This is a genomic window from Pseudoduganella flava, assembly GCF_007830495.1.
Taxonomy (GTDB): Bacteria; Pseudomonadota; Gammaproteobacteria; order Burkholderiales; family Burkholderiaceae_D; genus Rugamonas; species Rugamonas flava.
Genome location: NZ_VLKW01000008.1, coordinates 180,136 through 195,526, shown reverse-complemented (window position 1 = coordinate 195,526; position 15,391 = coordinate 180,136). Strand labels below are relative to the sequence as shown.

At 67.1% G+C, this 15,391-nt stretch carries 9 protein-coding genes; 7 read left to right on the top strand and 2 right to left on the bottom strand.

Annotation, left to right across the window (positions count from 1 at the left end):
• Nucleotides 1-156: 156 nt before the first annotated feature.
• Nucleotides 157-4,839, bottom strand: a complete 4,683-nt coding sequence (locus IP92_RS20390) for a hypothetical protein (RefSeq protein WP_145878473.1) — start codon at nt 4,837-4,839, stop codon at nt 157-159.
• A gap of 578 nt (nt 4,840-5,417) precedes the next feature.
• On the opposite strand from IP92_RS20390, the gene IP92_RS20385 reads away from it, so the two are divergent.
• Genes IP92_RS20385 through IP92_RS20355 form a run of 7 tightly spaced genes read left to right on the top strand, consistent with a single transcriptional unit; the run spans nt 5,418 to nt 13,189 of the window.
• Entirely contained in the window at nt 5,418-6,689 is a 1,272-nt protein-coding gene (locus IP92_RS20385; RefSeq protein ID WP_145878471.1) for a glycosyltransferase family 2 protein, read from the top strand.
• Entirely contained in the window at nt 6,689-8,143 is a 1,455-nt protein-coding gene (locus IP92_RS20380; protein WP_145878469.1) for a radical SAM protein, read from the top strand. The genes IP92_RS20385 and IP92_RS20380 overlap by 1 nt, the downstream gene beginning before the upstream one ends.
• Nucleotides 8,144-8,151: 8 nt before the next feature.
• Entirely contained in the window at nt 8,152-8,946 is a 795-nt protein-coding gene (locus IP92_RS20375; protein ID WP_145878467.1) for a hypothetical protein, read from the top strand.
• Nucleotides 8,947-8,989: 43 nt separating this feature from the next.
• Nucleotides 8,990-10,153: an MFS transporter gene (locus tag IP92_RS20370; RefSeq protein WP_229418880.1), complete on the top strand. Its 1,164-nt coding sequence runs from the start codon at nt 8,990-8,992 to the stop codon at nt 10,151-10,153.
• 33 nt (nt 10,154-10,186) lie between these two features.
• Complete coding sequence (locus IP92_RS20365) at nt 10,187-10,969, top strand: hypothetical protein (RefSeq protein WP_199271849.1); 783 nt, start codon at nt 10,187-10,189, stop codon at nt 10,967-10,969.
• A gap of 23 nt (nt 10,970-10,992) precedes the next feature.
• Nucleotides 10,993-12,447 (top strand): glycosyltransferase family protein, encoded by a 1,455-nt coding sequence (locus IP92_RS20360; RefSeq protein WP_199271848.1) that lies wholly within the window; start codon nt 10,993-10,995, stop codon nt 12,445-12,447.
• A gap of 52 nt (nt 12,448-12,499) precedes the next feature.
• Nucleotides 12,500-13,189 (top strand): response regulator transcription factor, encoded by a 690-nt coding sequence (locus IP92_RS20355; protein WP_145878465.1) that lies wholly within the window; start codon nt 12,500-12,502, stop codon nt 13,187-13,189.
• Between the two features lie 23 nt (nt 13,190-13,212).
• Here the strand turns inward: IP92_RS20355 and IP92_RS20350 are convergent, their stop codons facing one another.
• Nucleotides 13,213-15,303: a S53 family peptidase gene (locus IP92_RS20350; RefSeq protein WP_229418879.1), complete on the bottom strand. Its 2,091-nt coding sequence runs from the start codon at nt 15,301-15,303 to the stop codon at nt 13,213-13,215.
• Between the last annotated feature and the right edge of the window lie 88 nt (nt 15,304-15,391).

The window sequence follows — 15,391 nt, the reverse complement described above, 5'->3', positions numbered from 1 at the left end:
TGGTTGGTTGTCTCCGGGGCTGATGCTACAGCCAAGGCAAGCCGAAAGGTATGCCTTGCCGCGATCGCTCACGCACTTGATCGATCGTCGCCGTCGACGCGCGCGCGGCACCCGCACCTCGCTGTGCGGGCGCCGCGCTCCGCGCCGGGCCCCGCTCTACGCGCCGCCGCCCGATGCCGAAGCGATCGCTCCCGACGACACCATCACGGAATGGTGCTGCGTATCAGCCGGTGCCTCCACCTCCGGCGTGTCGTGCGGGGCGGTTTCGGCCTGCGCTTCATTGACCGAGCGCCCGATGGCATGGCCAAGGGCCGTCATCATGTCCGGGTCCTGCGCCACCACGAGCGCGCGGTCCGTGCCCCCATCCCCCTGGAAGAAAGTGGACACCACCAGCTGCTGCGCCGGGCTCAGGACGCCGCGCGCGACCATGCTGTTGAAGCGGGCCGCATCGTCCATCAGCGCCGTGATCGCCAGCGGTCGCTCGGACGGCACCCCTTCGGACAGGGGTGGCGCGCCGCGCCGGTTCTGCGCCCGTTCCCCTCCGCCCAGCGCGGCCAGGTCGCCGGGATCGATCTCCAGCCGGCCGCTGGCCCCCGCATGCATCAACTGCAGCAGCCCGGCCGTGTCGATACCCGGTTGCGACAGCAGCTGACGGCGTTCGGTCTCGTCCAGCGCGACCCGCTGCCAGTGGTTGCCCACCACCTGGGATTGCAAGGTCAGCTCGCCGTCCGCCAGCGCCAGGTGCGGTGCGGGGATCGGTTCGCGCAGCAGCTGGTCCCGCAGCTCCCGCAGTCCCGCCGCGTCGGCGCCGTTCGGCGGCAGTGCCGCGAGGCGGCGGCGCGGACCGTTGCGCGGTTCGTCGAGGATGCCGTACACGACTTGCATCGTGTCCGGATGGGCCAGCGTGTCGAGCTGGTCGAACTGCGGTTCGCCCCCGCCGTTGGTCAGCGGCCCGCGCACAGTGGACCCCAGCGGCCTGGCCTCGGCGCCGTCGCTGTCGTCGTACGTGATGTCGATCAGCGCCAGGTTGACCTGGTGCGTGTTGCTTGCGTGGCTCTTGTAGCGGCCGGCGCTGGCACCGACGACGAGCGCCGTGTTGTATTGTTCGCCGGCGCTGACCACCAGCCTGGCGGGACGCCAGCTGTCGCGATGCTCCACCAGCGCGCTGAGGTCCTGCGCCATGGCCGGATCGATGTGGCCATCCGGGTCGGGACGGACGCCGTTCAGTGCGGCCAGCGCGGCCGGGACCAGTTCCATCTCCACGCTGACGGTCAATCCCTGGGCGCGCGCCTTTTCCGCCGCGCTGCGCAGATTGTCCGCCGTTTCCGGGCTGTGCCGGACCAGGTCGTCCCAGTGGGCCAGCGCCTCGAAGTTGAATTCCTTGCTCGTGCTGACGTTGTAGGAGAGCTTCGTGAAGGTGCCGTCCGCGGCCTCGTGGGCGGTCGGTGCATCGTACAGCCCGCCCTGTGGAATGAGCTCCATGACCTGCAGGTCGATCCACGTCGGCACCTTGTGTTCCATCTCGTAGCCGTCGCCGATGATGATGCCCTTGGTCTTGCCGATCAGCGTGCTGAAGGCCGGCAGCGCCTTCAGCCACGAGCCCTGGATTTCCGTCACGTTGATGATCTTCCGGTTCAGCCCCGCGAGCGCACTCCACAGCGTCCTGCTGGTGGTGATGCCGCTGGCATCCTGCGTGCGCGACTCGTCCTTGCTGAAGGTCAGGTTCGCTGTCCATTGCTCGACGATCGCTGCGACGATCTTCAGCCGCTCGTCCAGCTTCAGTTTCGGCGTGAAGATGCCGACCGCCGCAAAGAGGCCCTGGATGTCCAGCGTATTGGTCCACTTGGTGCTCTGCTTGCGGGTATAGGATACGGCCGCCGCGGCATCGAGCAGCTGCTCGGGCGTGATCTGGCCCGACAGCAGGCGCTCGACGACGCTGCCGACCGTGCCGTTCTCGTCGTTGTTGAGGCTGAGCTTGATGCTCTGGTCCGAGCCCTTGCCGAACACCAGCGCCGCCGGCACCACTTCGAGGCCGAGGAATCCCAGGCCCAGCACGGAGCGCGACTCCTTGCCGTCCGCCGTCATGCGCTTGTTGGCGCCGTACTCGCCCGCCCCCCACTTGATCTTCGCGCACAGCAGCTTCACTTCGCTTTCGTAGGCTTTGCTGAACGAGATGTCGATGCCGTCGGTACGCTTGGTGATCGTCATCGAGCGGATGTGCGCCACGCTGGCCGCGGGCACGGGCAGGATGTTCGGCACGATGTTCATCGGGATGTTGAAGCGCCCTTTCAGCTCGGCGGGCGTCTTCACGTCCGGGTGCGCGCCTTCCTTGAAGCGGTCGGCGGGCGTGTAGTTGTGGCTCCAGCCGTCGCCGTCCACACCCGCCTGCACCGTGTATTTGAGCTCGATGCTGTTGCCTGGCTCCAGTTCCTCCACCTGGCGTACATAGTCCTTCTCGTGATCCTCCCCCAGCATGCCCTGGAAGCGGGCGGCGCGATTGAGCACGTGGTGCGACTGGCCGAAGCCGGCCAGGATGCTGCGCATGCTGTCGAACACCGCCTCGGCACGGGAATCCCAGATTTCCTGCTTGAAGCGCCGCGTGATCAGGTTGCCGTCTTCGCCCGTCAGCCGAGCCAGGTCGGCCGCGACGTGCGCCTCTGTCGTGGCATCGCGCTGCACCGCCTTTTCGAAATGCAGCTGGTCGTGCACCAGCTTGCCGACGAGGATATCCAGGCCCTGCGTCTCCGGCTTGCCGATCGACCTGAGCGCATCGGATGCGGAGTCGCGCATCAAGGCAGGCACGGCCCGGTAACCGTGCGCGGTGCGTGGCGCATGGGCCGGCAGCGGCCGCTGCAGGTGAACGCCGGCATCGACCAGGCGCTGCAGGCGTTGCGTGGTGCGCGCGGCGCCCGGATCGGCACCGCGGCTGCCGTCGGCCGGCATGAACGAGTTACGCCGCTGCAGCAGCGCGTACAGCATGTTGTCGTCCGTATTCGCCCGTTCGTGCCGCGCCGCGCGCACTGCCTTCGAATTCGTCCAGTTCGGGTTTTCGTTGCCGTCCGCGTCCGTGATGCCCAGTGCCCGTTCGAGCCGGTCCAGCACCATCTCCGCGTTCGTGTGCATCGCTTCGGCCACCCTGGGGTCGACCGGCGTGCGCGGTGGCGTCGTCGGCGGCAGCGCCAGCAGCGCGGTGAATTCCTCGCGCAGTTGCTTGTCCGGCGACTGCTGCGTGGGCGCGGGCAGCGAGGGGCCGGGCAGGTAATGGGCCATGAAGTAGTTCAGGTAACGGCCCATCCGGTCGGCCGTCACGTTATCGGCCAGCGCGGCGCCGTCGCGCGGCACGAGTTGCTGCGTGATTTCCGTGCCGAGTACGGCGAGCTTGCTCTGCCACCAGGACAGGCCGATCTTGTCGCTGCGCGCCGAGCCCGGCGTGAATGGCGAGCCGAGCGTGGCGTTCGTGAATTTCTGCTGACTGTAGCGGAGCTGGCCATACGTGCGCTGCAGGCCGGTGGGCGCGTTGTCGGGCAGCGGCGTCCACGTGCCGTTCTTTTCCAGCTGGTGGCGCTGCGTGCCGTCCGGCCCGCATACGCCGACCTCCTTCGACTTCTCCAGCGTGAACAGCGACGTGGCCGTCAGCCCCGCCGGTCCGGGCACCTCGCGCCACGGTGGCGTGTCGGTGTCGGGCTGCTGCGCCGGGTGGGTCTGCCACAGCCGGCCATCGCTGGTCAGCAGGTGCAGGTCGCCGTTATTCGAGTAGGCGAGCGCACGGACGTCCGGGTTCCCGGGCGGCAGGGGCAGCGTCGTGTGCACGGGCGCACCACCGCCTTCGGGCGGACGCGTCAGGCGTATCGTCGCCGGGCCATCTTCGGCGGGCGCGACGGAAGTGATCCGCCCGCTCGGCGATACGTTGAAGATGGGCCCGGCGGTGAGGCCGCCGATGCGCTCCACTTCGGCGCCGTCCAGGCGCAGCAGCTCGTTTTCTGCAGTGCATGCATAGCCGCGCCCATCCGCCCCCAGCCGGATCGCCACGACGTTTTCCGGCGCCAGCAGGTTCCAGGTGCCCTTGCCTTTACTCCACGACAGGATGCGACCGTTGGTGAGCGCGAAGCCGCCGCCGTCGCTCGTCCTGACGCGGTTGTCCGGATGGCGGTGCTGCGCAACCGGCCCGAATTCGGTCATTTCATGCTCTTCGATCGCGGCGGAACTCGCGGCGGCCGACGCCGGCAACATCGTGCGCACCGCATGCTCGAAGCTGCTGCGCAGGCTGCGCGTGGGCAGGCTGGGCCGCCGCGAGCCCCCGGCGACCGGGGTCCGCGTGCCGTCGTCGACCGCCGTCAGGAACGAAGCGGTGCTGGCGGAGGCCGACGGGACGTGCACGCTGGCCGAGGCGATGGTGTCGACGGACGCCGTACTGGCCGAAGCCAGCCGCGCCGTGTGGAACGACGCCGTGCTGGCCGAAGGCGACGGGCCGTGCCGGTGGGCCGGATCGATCGTGTCGAGGCTCGTCGTATCGGCCGGCTCCGAAAACGCCGTGTGGAACGACGTGGTGCTCTCCGCCGCCGGCAAGGCCGGGTAAGGCCGGCGGGGAAGCTCCTGCATCTCGTATTCCTCGCCCCCCGGGGCACCCGATCTACCCGGCACCGTCCCGCGCACCGCGTGCTCCAGACTACTGCGGTGGTTGCGGCGGTGCACTTCCGACGGCGGCCGATTCGACTGCGGCTGGGTCGGCGGGCCGCTGGTCGACGGCTGGCTGGTTTGGTTGGATGGGTTGGCCGCCGGCGTATTCAGATCGGGAACGGTGGCGTGGCCCTGGCCGGGGCCGGAGGTATTTCTCAGCATGGCATCTCCATTGGTTTTTTATGCCAGGCGGGCGTGAGGAATTGCCGCCTGAACGGTTGGGTTCTAATCCCGGGACGATCGTGCATAAGTCGGCGGCAAATAAGGAAGCGTTCCCGTATTTTCCAAATTTTGATGAGCGGCTTTCATGTTCGAATCGCGTGCGAGCGTGCAACCCGGCTGGACAGCGTCTACCGCACAGCAGCAAATTACACCTTGGAACGGTCCCTTCTTGGCAGGGAAATCAGGGTCGGCAAGGCCTTGGTAGTTGCATTAAAAAAAGCATTGACATCGATATCATTGTTGACGTTTAATCGTTCACAACCGCTGGAAACCATTCCCCTTGCCGCATCGGCCCCGCCATCAATGCCTTCCGGCAATCCTAGCGGACCGAAATGATATCGATGTCATTGCTGCCGGGATTGGCCATTTGTGGACATAAAACAGGAGACGCACCATGAACCGCAATCACCTCGCCCCCGGCCCCATGCATTAATTCCCGCGCCCTGGGAATATCGATCGCCGAGTATCCGGTATTAATGGCCGGAGGCTCCCGGTTTAAACCTGCCACTGGAAGATTTATGAAAGACGATGTCTTTGTATCTGTCGTGCTGCCGGTCTATAACGAAGAAAAACGTATCGACCAGGTATTGCTTTCGCTGCTCGAGCAACGCATGCATTACGGCGTGCTGAGCCAGGAAAATATCGAAATCATCATCGTGGACAATAACTCCACGGACGATTCGGTCGGCAAGGTCGAGGATTTCAAGGCGCGCCATCCGGCCCTCGACATCCACGTGATCCGCGAGACGACGCAGGGCGTATCGTCGGCCCGCAAACGGGGCATGGATTACGCGTCGCTGCGTTCGAAGGCGCGCGACAGCCGCCTGGGGCTCCACCGCAAGCACTACATCGTGTCCGCCGATGCCGACTGCACCGTCGATCCCGACTGGCTGCAGGCATTGGTCAAGACGATGGTCGAGCAGGACGGCGACCTGGGCACCTGCAACTACTACTACGACGAAGCCGCGTTTGCGCGCCGGCCGCACCTGTTCCGCGAGATCCAGAAGACGCTGCGCTGCCGCGACATGTCGTTCTCCCTGTTCGGCGGCTTCCCGGACGGCAAAGGCTTCGCCGTCGAGCGCACGATGTACGACCGGGTCGGCGGCATCGAGATCTTCTACCAGCTGCAGAACGGCCGCTTCGTCGAGCACCTGTCCGACGACTGGGACTTCGGCATCCGCGTCATCGCGTTCGGCGGCAAGCCCGTGTACGCGCGCGATTCGCGCGTGCAGATCAACAGCCGGCGAGTCGACACGATCCGGGAAGACGTGATCACCGGCGTCGCGTACGGCCAGGACGGCATCATCACGATGAAGGACGTGCGGCCCGAAGGCAATGAGCCGGCGTACCGCGACACGACGCTGGAACAGTCGCAGCAGGCGTGGTTCTACTCGATCAAGGATTACGTGCCGAAGAACCTCGTGCTGCCGATCCTGCTCAATCCCCACCTGCTGCAGGAGAGCGCACCGGTGCGCGACTTCTTCACGGGCCCGGTGGCGGATCGCCTGTACCGGCGGGTGCACGAGATCAAGGTCGAATCGCGGATGATCGACTTCAGGCCGATCCACTCGTACAAGACGCCCGCGTTCCGGCTCTACTTCGAGTTCCGCCACGAGCTGTTCGCCGCGCTGCGCCGCGCCGTGGGCGAGGACATCGGCCACCCGCCGCCGCTGCCGTCGTGCTTCGACGGCATCAAGCCGGAAGACTTCCAGCGCTTCGTCCACTACTACTGCGAGGACCGCGAGTCCGGCGAGGCGCACAACTATTTCGCCAACGGAGGGGTGTTCTGATGACCAGCGCCGCATTGCAATCGTTGCAGGAGATCGACCCGCACTATCCGGTGCCGCGCGTGCTGGAGTTCCTGTCCGCGCCGGACAACGCGGCCTTCCTCGAATACGTGCACAACGATCCGTTCGGCTGCCACGTGTTCCCCGGCGATATCCCGAACCATCCGCTCGATGCGTTCCTCGCCGATATGGACGAAGGCATCCGCCAGGCGCCGCGGATCCACCTGTGGTCGTACATTCCGACGTGCCGCTACCGCTGCCACTTCTGCCAGTACCCGACGATCATCCTGAACCCGCAGTCCGCTTCGTCGCAGGTCGTGTTCCGCGACCTGGTCGACTACAACATCAAGGAAGCGAAGATGTGGCTGGCGCGGGTGCCGTCGCTGGCGCAGGCCGAGGTGGGCGAATTCAACATCTTCGGCGGCACCCCTTCCCTGCTGCCGGAACCGGAGCTGCGCCGCCTGATGGCGTTCTACACGAGCCACTTCAACTTCGGCGCGGCGACGATGCGCTTCGAAGGCGAGCCGGGCACCTTGACGAAGGATTACCTGGCGCTGCTGAAGGAACTGGGCTTCACGAAGATCAGCTTCGGCGCGCAGTCGTTCGACGACCGCATCATCGCCGCGTGCGGCCGCATGCACTCGGCCGACGAATGCGTGGAGACGATCCACAACGCCCGCGCACTGGGCTTCGACTGGGTCAGTGTGGACCTGATCTACGGCATGCTGGGCCAGGAAGTGGACGACGTCCGATACGATATGGAGAAGACGCTGGAGCTGGAACTGTCGCACGTCGTCTGCACCAAGCTGCACATGGAGGAATTCATGAAGCGGCGCACCGGCGTCTCCGGCGTGCGCGAAAGCCTGTGGCAGAAGAAGGGCCTGGTCGACAAGAACGACATGCGCTTCCCTGGCCTCGGCAAGCAGTACCAGATGCGCGAGCTCGTCGAGCTGTACCTCGCCGACGGCTACCGCGAGCATCCGACGATGTACTTCCACCGGCAGGGCCAGCCGGCCGAGAAATGGAAGGCGCTGATCACGGACCTGGACAAGCAATACCCGGAAGTGGCGATCGGCCTGGGCGGCAGCTCCAAATGCATCGGCGCCGAAGCGATCAATATCACCAGCTACCCGCTGTACAAGCAGGCGCTCGACGAAAACCGCCTGCCGATCGACGAGACGCGCGGCATGTCGCCCATGCAGCGGGAACTCAATGCCTTCAAGATGGCGCTGTCCACGTTGATCCCCGTGGACGACCGCGTGTATCAAAGGCGCTTCAACGGCAAGAGCTTCTTCGCCAACCCCGTCATCGACAGCGCGCTGGCGACGCTGACGCGCAAGGGCCTCGTCACCGTCGACAACCACGTCGTGATGCTGACGCCGAATGGCGTGACGCTCGTCGAAGCCATCATCAACACGCAGTTCCCAACCTCGCAGTTCCCCACCGCGCAAGCCTGAGGACCGCCATGACCGACCAACCAGTCTTCACTTTCCAGTACGTTGCCGTCGATACCGAGGCGGGCGTGACGGCCGAAGCGTTCGAGCGGTTCGTGCGCGAGCAAGGCGCGCACCTGCCCTGCTACCCCGGCTGGCGCTGGACCTTGCTGCGCGGGCTGCGTGGCGAACGCACGGGCCAGCACCTGATGCTGTTCGAGATCGACAGCGCCGCGCAGCGCGACCGCTACGTCGGCCCGGACGGCAACCAGACGGCGCTGGCCCGCCAGTTCTGGCGCGACCATCCGCATGCGCAGGAGACGATCGCCGCGTGGAAGCGCCATGCGTCGTTCTGGGAACTGCCGACGATCTTCACGGACTACCGGCTGCTGGCGGAGAACGAGCGCAGTACCGTGCAGCCGGGCCCACGCTACCGCGACCGGCCCGGCGAGCCGCCGGTGGCGCGGATCATCGGCATCCACAACCTGGCGCTGCGGGCGGACGTGCAACCGGAGACGTTCGAGCGCTTCATCGCGGAGAATCACCACCGCATCGAGGACTACCCGGACTGGAAATTCCGCCTGCTCAAGGGCGAGCGGGGCAACCGGCTGGACCAGTACGTGGTGCTGATGGAAATCGCCAGCCTGGCCGCGCTGGAGACGTTCTACCCCGAGCCGGACATCGGCACCGACGAAGCGGCGCAGTTCGCCAAGGCGCACCGCGACACAAAGCAGATGTACGAGGAGTGGAAGCGCCTGGCGTCGTTCTCCGGCTCGCCGCAACTCTACACCGACTACATCGCCGTGGCGGAAAGCACGGGCGGCTGAGCCCTTCCCGTCCCTCCTCTTCCCCATCCACACAAGGACGCCCGTGGAACTCCAACTCTCGCGCCGCGCCGCCACGCCGAACGCCGCGGCGCAGCGCGCCACCCGCAGGATTTTCCTCGTCGCGGGCCTGGGCATGGCCGCGTGGGCGCCGCTGATCCCGTTCTCGAAAAGCCGTCTCGGCATCGACGACGGCACGCTGGGCCTGCTGCTGTTCTGCATCGCCGCCGGCTCGATGCTGCTGATGCCGTTTAGCGGCCGCCTGATCGCGCGCTTCGGCTGCCGGGCATTGATCGTCGCCTGCGTCGCCACGCTGTGCGCCGACCTGCCGGCGATCGTAGCCGCCACGTCGCTGCCGGTGATGGCGGCAGCGCTCTTCGTGTTCGGCGCGGCCAACGGCTTGCTGGACGTGGCGATGAATGCGCAGGCCGTCGTCGTCGAGCGGGAAAGCGGGCAGCCGCGGATGTCCGGCTTTCACGGCCTGTACAGCATCGGCAGCATCGCCGGCGCGGGCGGCGTCAGCGTGCTGCTGGCCGCCGGCGTGGCGCCGCTGCACGCGGTGCTTGCCGTCGTGCTGGTCATCGCCATCGCCGCGCTGCCTGCCGCCGGCGACCTGCTGCCGCGGCGTGCACCGGAAGGCGAGCGTCCTGCCGGCACGTTCAAGGCGCTGCTGCATCCGGGCCTGCTGCCGATCGCGCTGCTGTGCTTCCTGATGTTCCTGATCGAGGGCGCGATGCTGGACTGGTCAGCCGTCTTCCTGCATACGGAACGGGGCGTGGACCAGCGCCACGCGGGCTTCGGCTTCACGCTGTATTCGATCGTCGTCGCGCTGGGGCGGATGGTGGGCGACCGCATCGTCGACGGCATCGGCTCGCGCCGCACGCTGGTGCTGGGCAGCCTGGCCGCCGCGGCCGGCCTGCTGCTGATCGTGACGGTGGACCGCGCCGGCGCCGCGCTGGCCGGCTTCATGCTGGCCGGCGCGGGGCTGGCGAACATCGTGCCCGTGCTGTTCACACGGGCCGGCAACCAGCCGGACGTGCCGTCCGCCGCCGCGCTGCCGGCCGTGACCCTGCTGGGCTATGCGGGCTTGCTGTGCGGCCCCGCCCTGATCGGCCAGGTAGCCCGCCAGTTCAACCTGACGGCGGCATTTGCCGCCGCCGCGGTGGCCGTGCTGGCGGTCGCCCTGCTCGCGCCGCGGATCACGCGCTGACACCTATTCGTGACACTCATTGATGGAGCAACCATGTCGATCTTCAGCCTGCACTACATCGGCCTGAACCTGAAAAAAGGCGTCACCGCCGGCGACTTCGAACAGTTCGCCCGCAGCGGCGGCCGCGACATCCCCGCCTACCCAGGCTGGCAGTGGACACTGCTGAAGGGCTTGCGCGGCGAACGTACGGACCAGTACCTGATGCTGTACGAAGCGCCCGACGCAGCGCAGTACGCACGCTACGTCGACGAGCATGGCGAGCGGACCGCGGCGGCGCGCGAATTCTGGCAACAGCACCCGGCGGCGCTGGAGCGCATCGCGGAGTGGCGGACATATGCCACGTTCGCCGAGCCGTCGACGCTGTTCTCGTCGTTCGCGCTGATCGCGGAAAACACCCGCAGCACGTTGCCGGAAGGGCCGAACTTCCGGGGCGGCAACGACGGCGACCCGGTTGCCCGCGTCGTCGGCATCCACCACCTGGCGCTGCGCCCGGGCGTGGCGCCGGAGAGGTTCGAAGGCTTCATTCGCGACAACATCCACCGGCTGGAAGACTACCCGGGCTGGAAGCTGCACGTGTTGCGGGGCACGGGCGGCACTCGCCGCGAACCCTATGCGGTGCTGCTGGAGATCGAGAGCCTCGCCGCGCTGAACGCGTATCACCCGGAGCTGGACGTCTCCACCGACAAGGCGCTGGAGTTCGTGCGCACGCACCAGGACTGCGAGCGTGTCAACGAAGCGTGGCGCGAGCTGGCGTCGTTCCCCGGTGCACCGCAGCTGTACACCGACTACCTGGCGATCGCGGGTGGCCGAAGCTGACCGACAGGCATGGAATCTGACCGATGCGAAAACAAACAAGTGCGATATTCATCTCCTTCGATGCCGTGGCCGTGTCGGGCATCACGGTGGAGGCGTCCAAGATTGCGCGGCAGCTCGCGGCCAAGGGCATCCGCTGCTACCTCGACCTGGGTTACGACATCAAGGTGGACAAGGGCCGCTTCGGCCAGCCGTACGACGCCGAGCGCGAGATCTACGACGGCGTGTTCACGCTGGTGCGCATCGCCGACATCGCGTCGATCCCCGACTACAACGTGGGCTTCATCGACTACGCCCACCAGGTGCTGATCGGCGGCACGGTGCCGGCCGCGCCGGCCGAACAGCAAGCCATCCTGCTGGCGATCGAGCGCGCCGCCGGCCGGCTGACCGAACGGCTGCTGCAGCAGTGGGAGCGGCTCGGCATCGGCTACGTGTTCGTCGAAAACGGTACGCTGCCCGAGAACATCATCTACACGAAGGCGCTGTACCTGGCCATTGCCACCTACGGCAAGCGCCATGCGAAAGGCAACTTCGTGATCTGGCGCGACCACGACCTGATGTGGAACAGCGAGCAGACGGCAACGAAATACGGGCTGCCGCCCTACCGCCATGCCGTCAAGCCGGTGCGCTCGCCGTACATCACCTACGTGACGCTGAACCATCACCTGAAGCACAAGCTCGAGGAATGGTGCGACAACGGCGTCGTCGTGACGGTGAAGAAGAACACCTACGATTTCAGCAAGGGCCAGCGGCGCCGCGACATGAGGAAGACGCTGGGCATCCGCGAGCAGGACGTGCTGGTCGCGCGTACCACCCGCATCATCCCGCAAAAACGGCTGGACCGCGACATCGCGCTGGTGCACCGGCTGAACGCGCTGTACCGGCGCGACGGCGTGGACCGCAATGTGTATCTGGTGGTGGCGGGCGATCCCGGCGAGCACCCCGGCTGCTACGACGGCCTGCGCGCGCTGGCCGATGCGCTGGGCGTGCAGCCGTTCGTCAAGTTCGTCGGCGCGCTGCAGCACTCGTTCATGCCGGGCCAGGAACACGTGGACACGATCGAGGACCTGTACCACTCGTGCGACCTGGTGTCGTTCCTGACCGCGTGGGATTACGACAGCTACGGCAATCCGATCGGCGAGGCGATCAGCGCCGAACGGTGCTACATCACCAGCAGCTACGAATTCTATTGGGAGGTGTATGGGCGCTACGGCTTTGCCGCGCCGGTGATGCGCACGTCGGCCGAGCAGGACGGCCTGCCGGACGACGGCTTCGTGTCCGAGGTCCACAAGCTGCTGGGCGACCGCGCGGCGATGCGGGAGATCGCGCAGAAGAACTACCGGATCGGCCGCAGCGTGCTGGCCGATAACGTCGTCAACATCCTCGACCTGCATGCGGAGCCGGTGGAACGGGAAGCCGCGCAACCCCGGCGCCACTTCCCGGCCTTCCCCGGCCCGCTGCTGCAGCCGCGGAACAACTAGAAAACGTGCGCACCGCCCGGGGTTGGATCGGCAGACATCCGGTGAGGAGACCATGAAGATCGCATGCTGTATTGCCAATGCGGCCGTTTCCGCCAACATCAGGACGATACTCGCGGGCGCGAACCACGAGGCGACGCTCGTCGACAGCGAGGCGGCGCTGCTGCGCACGATCAGGAGAACCAGCTTCGACATGATCCTCGTCGACATCGGCGCGCACCCGCGCGACGACAACGGCATTCTCGCCTGGCTGAAGCTGCGCACGGGCGACCGCACGCCCGTCATCATCCTGTCCGCGCTGCACAGCCCCGAGCTGGCCGCGCTGATGCTCGACAGCGGTGCTGACGATTTCATCCCCCGCCCCGTCGAAGCGGTGGAACTGACGGCCCGCATCGCCGCGCTGCAGCGCCGCTGCGCGCCGGCCAATGCGCACCGCATCATCCGCTTCGCCGGCTACCATCTCGACCGCGACAGTGCCCATTGCACGTTCGACGGCCAGCCGGTGGACCTGACGCCGCGCGAGTTCGCGATGGCCTGGCTGTTCTTCTCGTCGCCCGGCATCTACATTTCGCGCGAGACGATCGGCGCGGTGATCTGGAGCGCGGACAGCGAGGTGGCCGGCCGCACGATCGAGCAGCACGTCTACAAGCTGCGCAAGAAGCTGCTGGCCGAGGGGCGGCGCACGGTGATGATCCGCACCGCCTACTCGCAGGGGTATCGGCTGGAGCGCTGCGACCCGGAGTGAAGCCGCCCCGCCCTGCGCTCTCGTCAGCGCGCCGTGATCGTCACCGGCACCGTCGCGGTGGCGCTGACGCCGTTGCCGTTGGTGGCGACGACCTTCAGCTGGTAACTGCCCGTTTTCGGGGCCGCCCACACGACCGACACGGCCGAGCCGCTGGCCGAGAACGTCATGCCCAGCGGCGCCCCGGTGATCGACACGGAGATCGCCTTGCTGCCGCTGTCCGTGATGCCGATCGTGCCCGTCAGCTTGCGGTTCGCCACGCCCGTCAGCGCACTGGCCGTGATCACGGGGCCGCTGCCGGTGGTGACCGGCGTGCCGGTCGACGACGAGGAAATCACGACGGTGTACACGGCCTGCCCCGTCAGGCCGTTGACGCTGTCCTTCGCCGTCACGGTCACGCCGTACGTACCGGCCACCGGCGACGCCCAGCTGACGACGCCGTCGCTGGCGATGCTCATGCCGGCCGGCGCACCGAACAGCGCGTACGTCACGGCATTGGCCGCCGTCGCCGCCACCGTGAAGGACAACGCGGTGCCCACCTTGCCGTTGATCGTGGCCGCCGTCAGCACGGGCGCCGTCTGCACGGTGAGACCGGACACGGTGCTCAGCAGCGCACTCACGTTCGGCGTGCCGAGGCCCGTGACGACGTCGTGGCCCGTCTTCGCGCCGCACGCGGAACAGGTGCCGTTGCTGCCGGCCGTGATGTCGGTGAACACGCTGGCGTAGCTGCCCGGCACGGTGGCGATCTGCGTGTACAGCGCCGCATGCGGAGCGCCCAGCGCCGCCTTGCTGTTCTGCGCCCGCAGCGCATTGGCCACGGCGATCAGGCCGGCCCATTGCGGCGTGGCCAGGCTGGTGCCGCCGATACTGGTCCATTTGACGGTGCTGCTGCCGGACGCGATCACGGCCACGTACTGGCCGCTGTTCGGATCCGCGTTGAACGCCACGTCAGCCACGGTGCGGCGCGCGGCAGAGCCCATGCCCGGCACGGCACTGGTCTGGTAGCTGGGTGTCGCGACATAGGCGCTGACGCCGCCGCCGGTGCTCGACCACGCCACTTCCGAGCGGGTGCCGCCCGTGTACGTCAGCGTCGTGCCGCCGACGGCCAGCACCTTCGACGACACGGAAGGCCACGACACGCCGTAGCCGGAGTCGCCGGTAGCCGCCACATAGGTCATGCCGGCGGCCGCGAAGGTGGCGTCGGCGGAGCTGGTGGTGCTGCTCTCGGCACCGCCAAAGCTCATCGACACGATGCCTGGCCCCATATTGTTGGCCAGCTTGACGCCGCCCAGCAGGTTCGCATAGGTGGAGCTGTTCGCTTCGATCAGCACGATGCGCGCCAGCGGCGCCGTGGCGTGCGCCCACTGCACGTCCAGCGCGATCTCGGTGGCCCAGCCGGAGTCGTACGACGGCGCGGTGCTCGTCATCCCGCCCGTCGACGTGCTGTACACCACCGAGAATTCGCAAGCCGTGCCGGAAGCGGTGGACAGCGGCAGGCTGGCGTTCGTCGCGATGGTCTTCGTCGTGCACGTGGGCAGGCCGAACTTGCTGTTGAAGGCCGCCAGTTCGGCGGCGACGTTCGGATCGTGCTGCGCATCGACGATGTAGATCGTCTGGCCGGCGCCCAGTGCGGCGGCCTGCGCGGCCGTCAGGTTCGTGAAGCTGGACGGCAGGGCCGGCAGCCCGTACGCGGCGCGGATCTGCGCCGGCGTGTAGGTGGCGACCGTCGTGCTGCTGGCGGACGGCGTGGCGCTCGTCTCGTCCGGCGCCAGGCGGCCTGCTTGCACGAGCCCCAGCTTCTCAACGGTCAGGTGTTTCGGGTTCATGCCGCGGAACAGCGTGGGCACGGTCTGCGTATGCACGGTGGCCGGCGCTGCCTGCCCTGGCGCGGCATCGGCCGGCGCATCGAGCAGCACCGGCGCCATGTGGAATGTGGGCTCGGCCAGCTGCTGCGCATCGAGCTCGCCCAGGTTGCCGGGATCGAGTTCCAGCACGACGGTGCCGGTCGACAGCAGCGCGCTGGCTTGCGCTTCGGTGGAAGTTTCGGTGGCGGTGTCGCCGCCGCACGCGCTGAGCAGCGCGGCGAGGCAGGTCATCGGAAGGAGGGTCTGGCGCATGGTGATGGATTGCCTGATGCAGGCGTCGGTTGACGATACGGGATCGTAGCCGAGAATTCCCTCAGGGAAACATCAAGCCGTGTAAAAC

Excerpts from the sequence above, each read along its gene's own strand:
- IP92_RS20390 (WP_145878473.1), bottom strand. The coding sequence starts at position 4,839 with ATGCTGAGAAATACCTCCGGCCCCGGCCAGGGCCACGCCACCGTTCCC.
- IP92_RS20385 (WP_145878471.1), top strand. The coding sequence starts at position 5,418 with ATGAAAGACGATGTCTTTGTATCTGTCGTGCTGCCGGTCTATAACGAA.
- IP92_RS20380 (WP_145878469.1), top strand. The coding sequence starts at position 6,689 with ATGACCAGCGCCGCATTGCAATCGTTGCAGGAGATCGACCCGCACTAT.
- IP92_RS20375 (WP_145878467.1), top strand. The coding sequence starts at position 8,152 with ATGACCGACCAACCAGTCTTCACTTTCCAGTACGTTGCCGTCGATACC.
- IP92_RS20365 (WP_199271849.1), top strand. The coding sequence starts at position 10,187 with ATGTCGATCTTCAGCCTGCACTACATCGGCCTGAACCTGAAAAAAGGC.
- IP92_RS20360 (WP_199271848.1), top strand. The coding sequence starts at position 10,993 with ATGCGAAAACAAACAAGTGCGATATTCATCTCCTTCGATGCCGTGGCC.
- IP92_RS20355 (WP_145878465.1), top strand. The coding sequence starts at position 12,500 with ATGAAGATCGCATGCTGTATTGCCAATGCGGCCGTTTCCGCCAACATC.
- IP92_RS20350 (WP_229418879.1), bottom strand. The coding sequence starts at position 15,303 with ATGCGCCAGACCCTCCTTCCGATGACCTGCCTCGCCGCGCTGCTCAGC.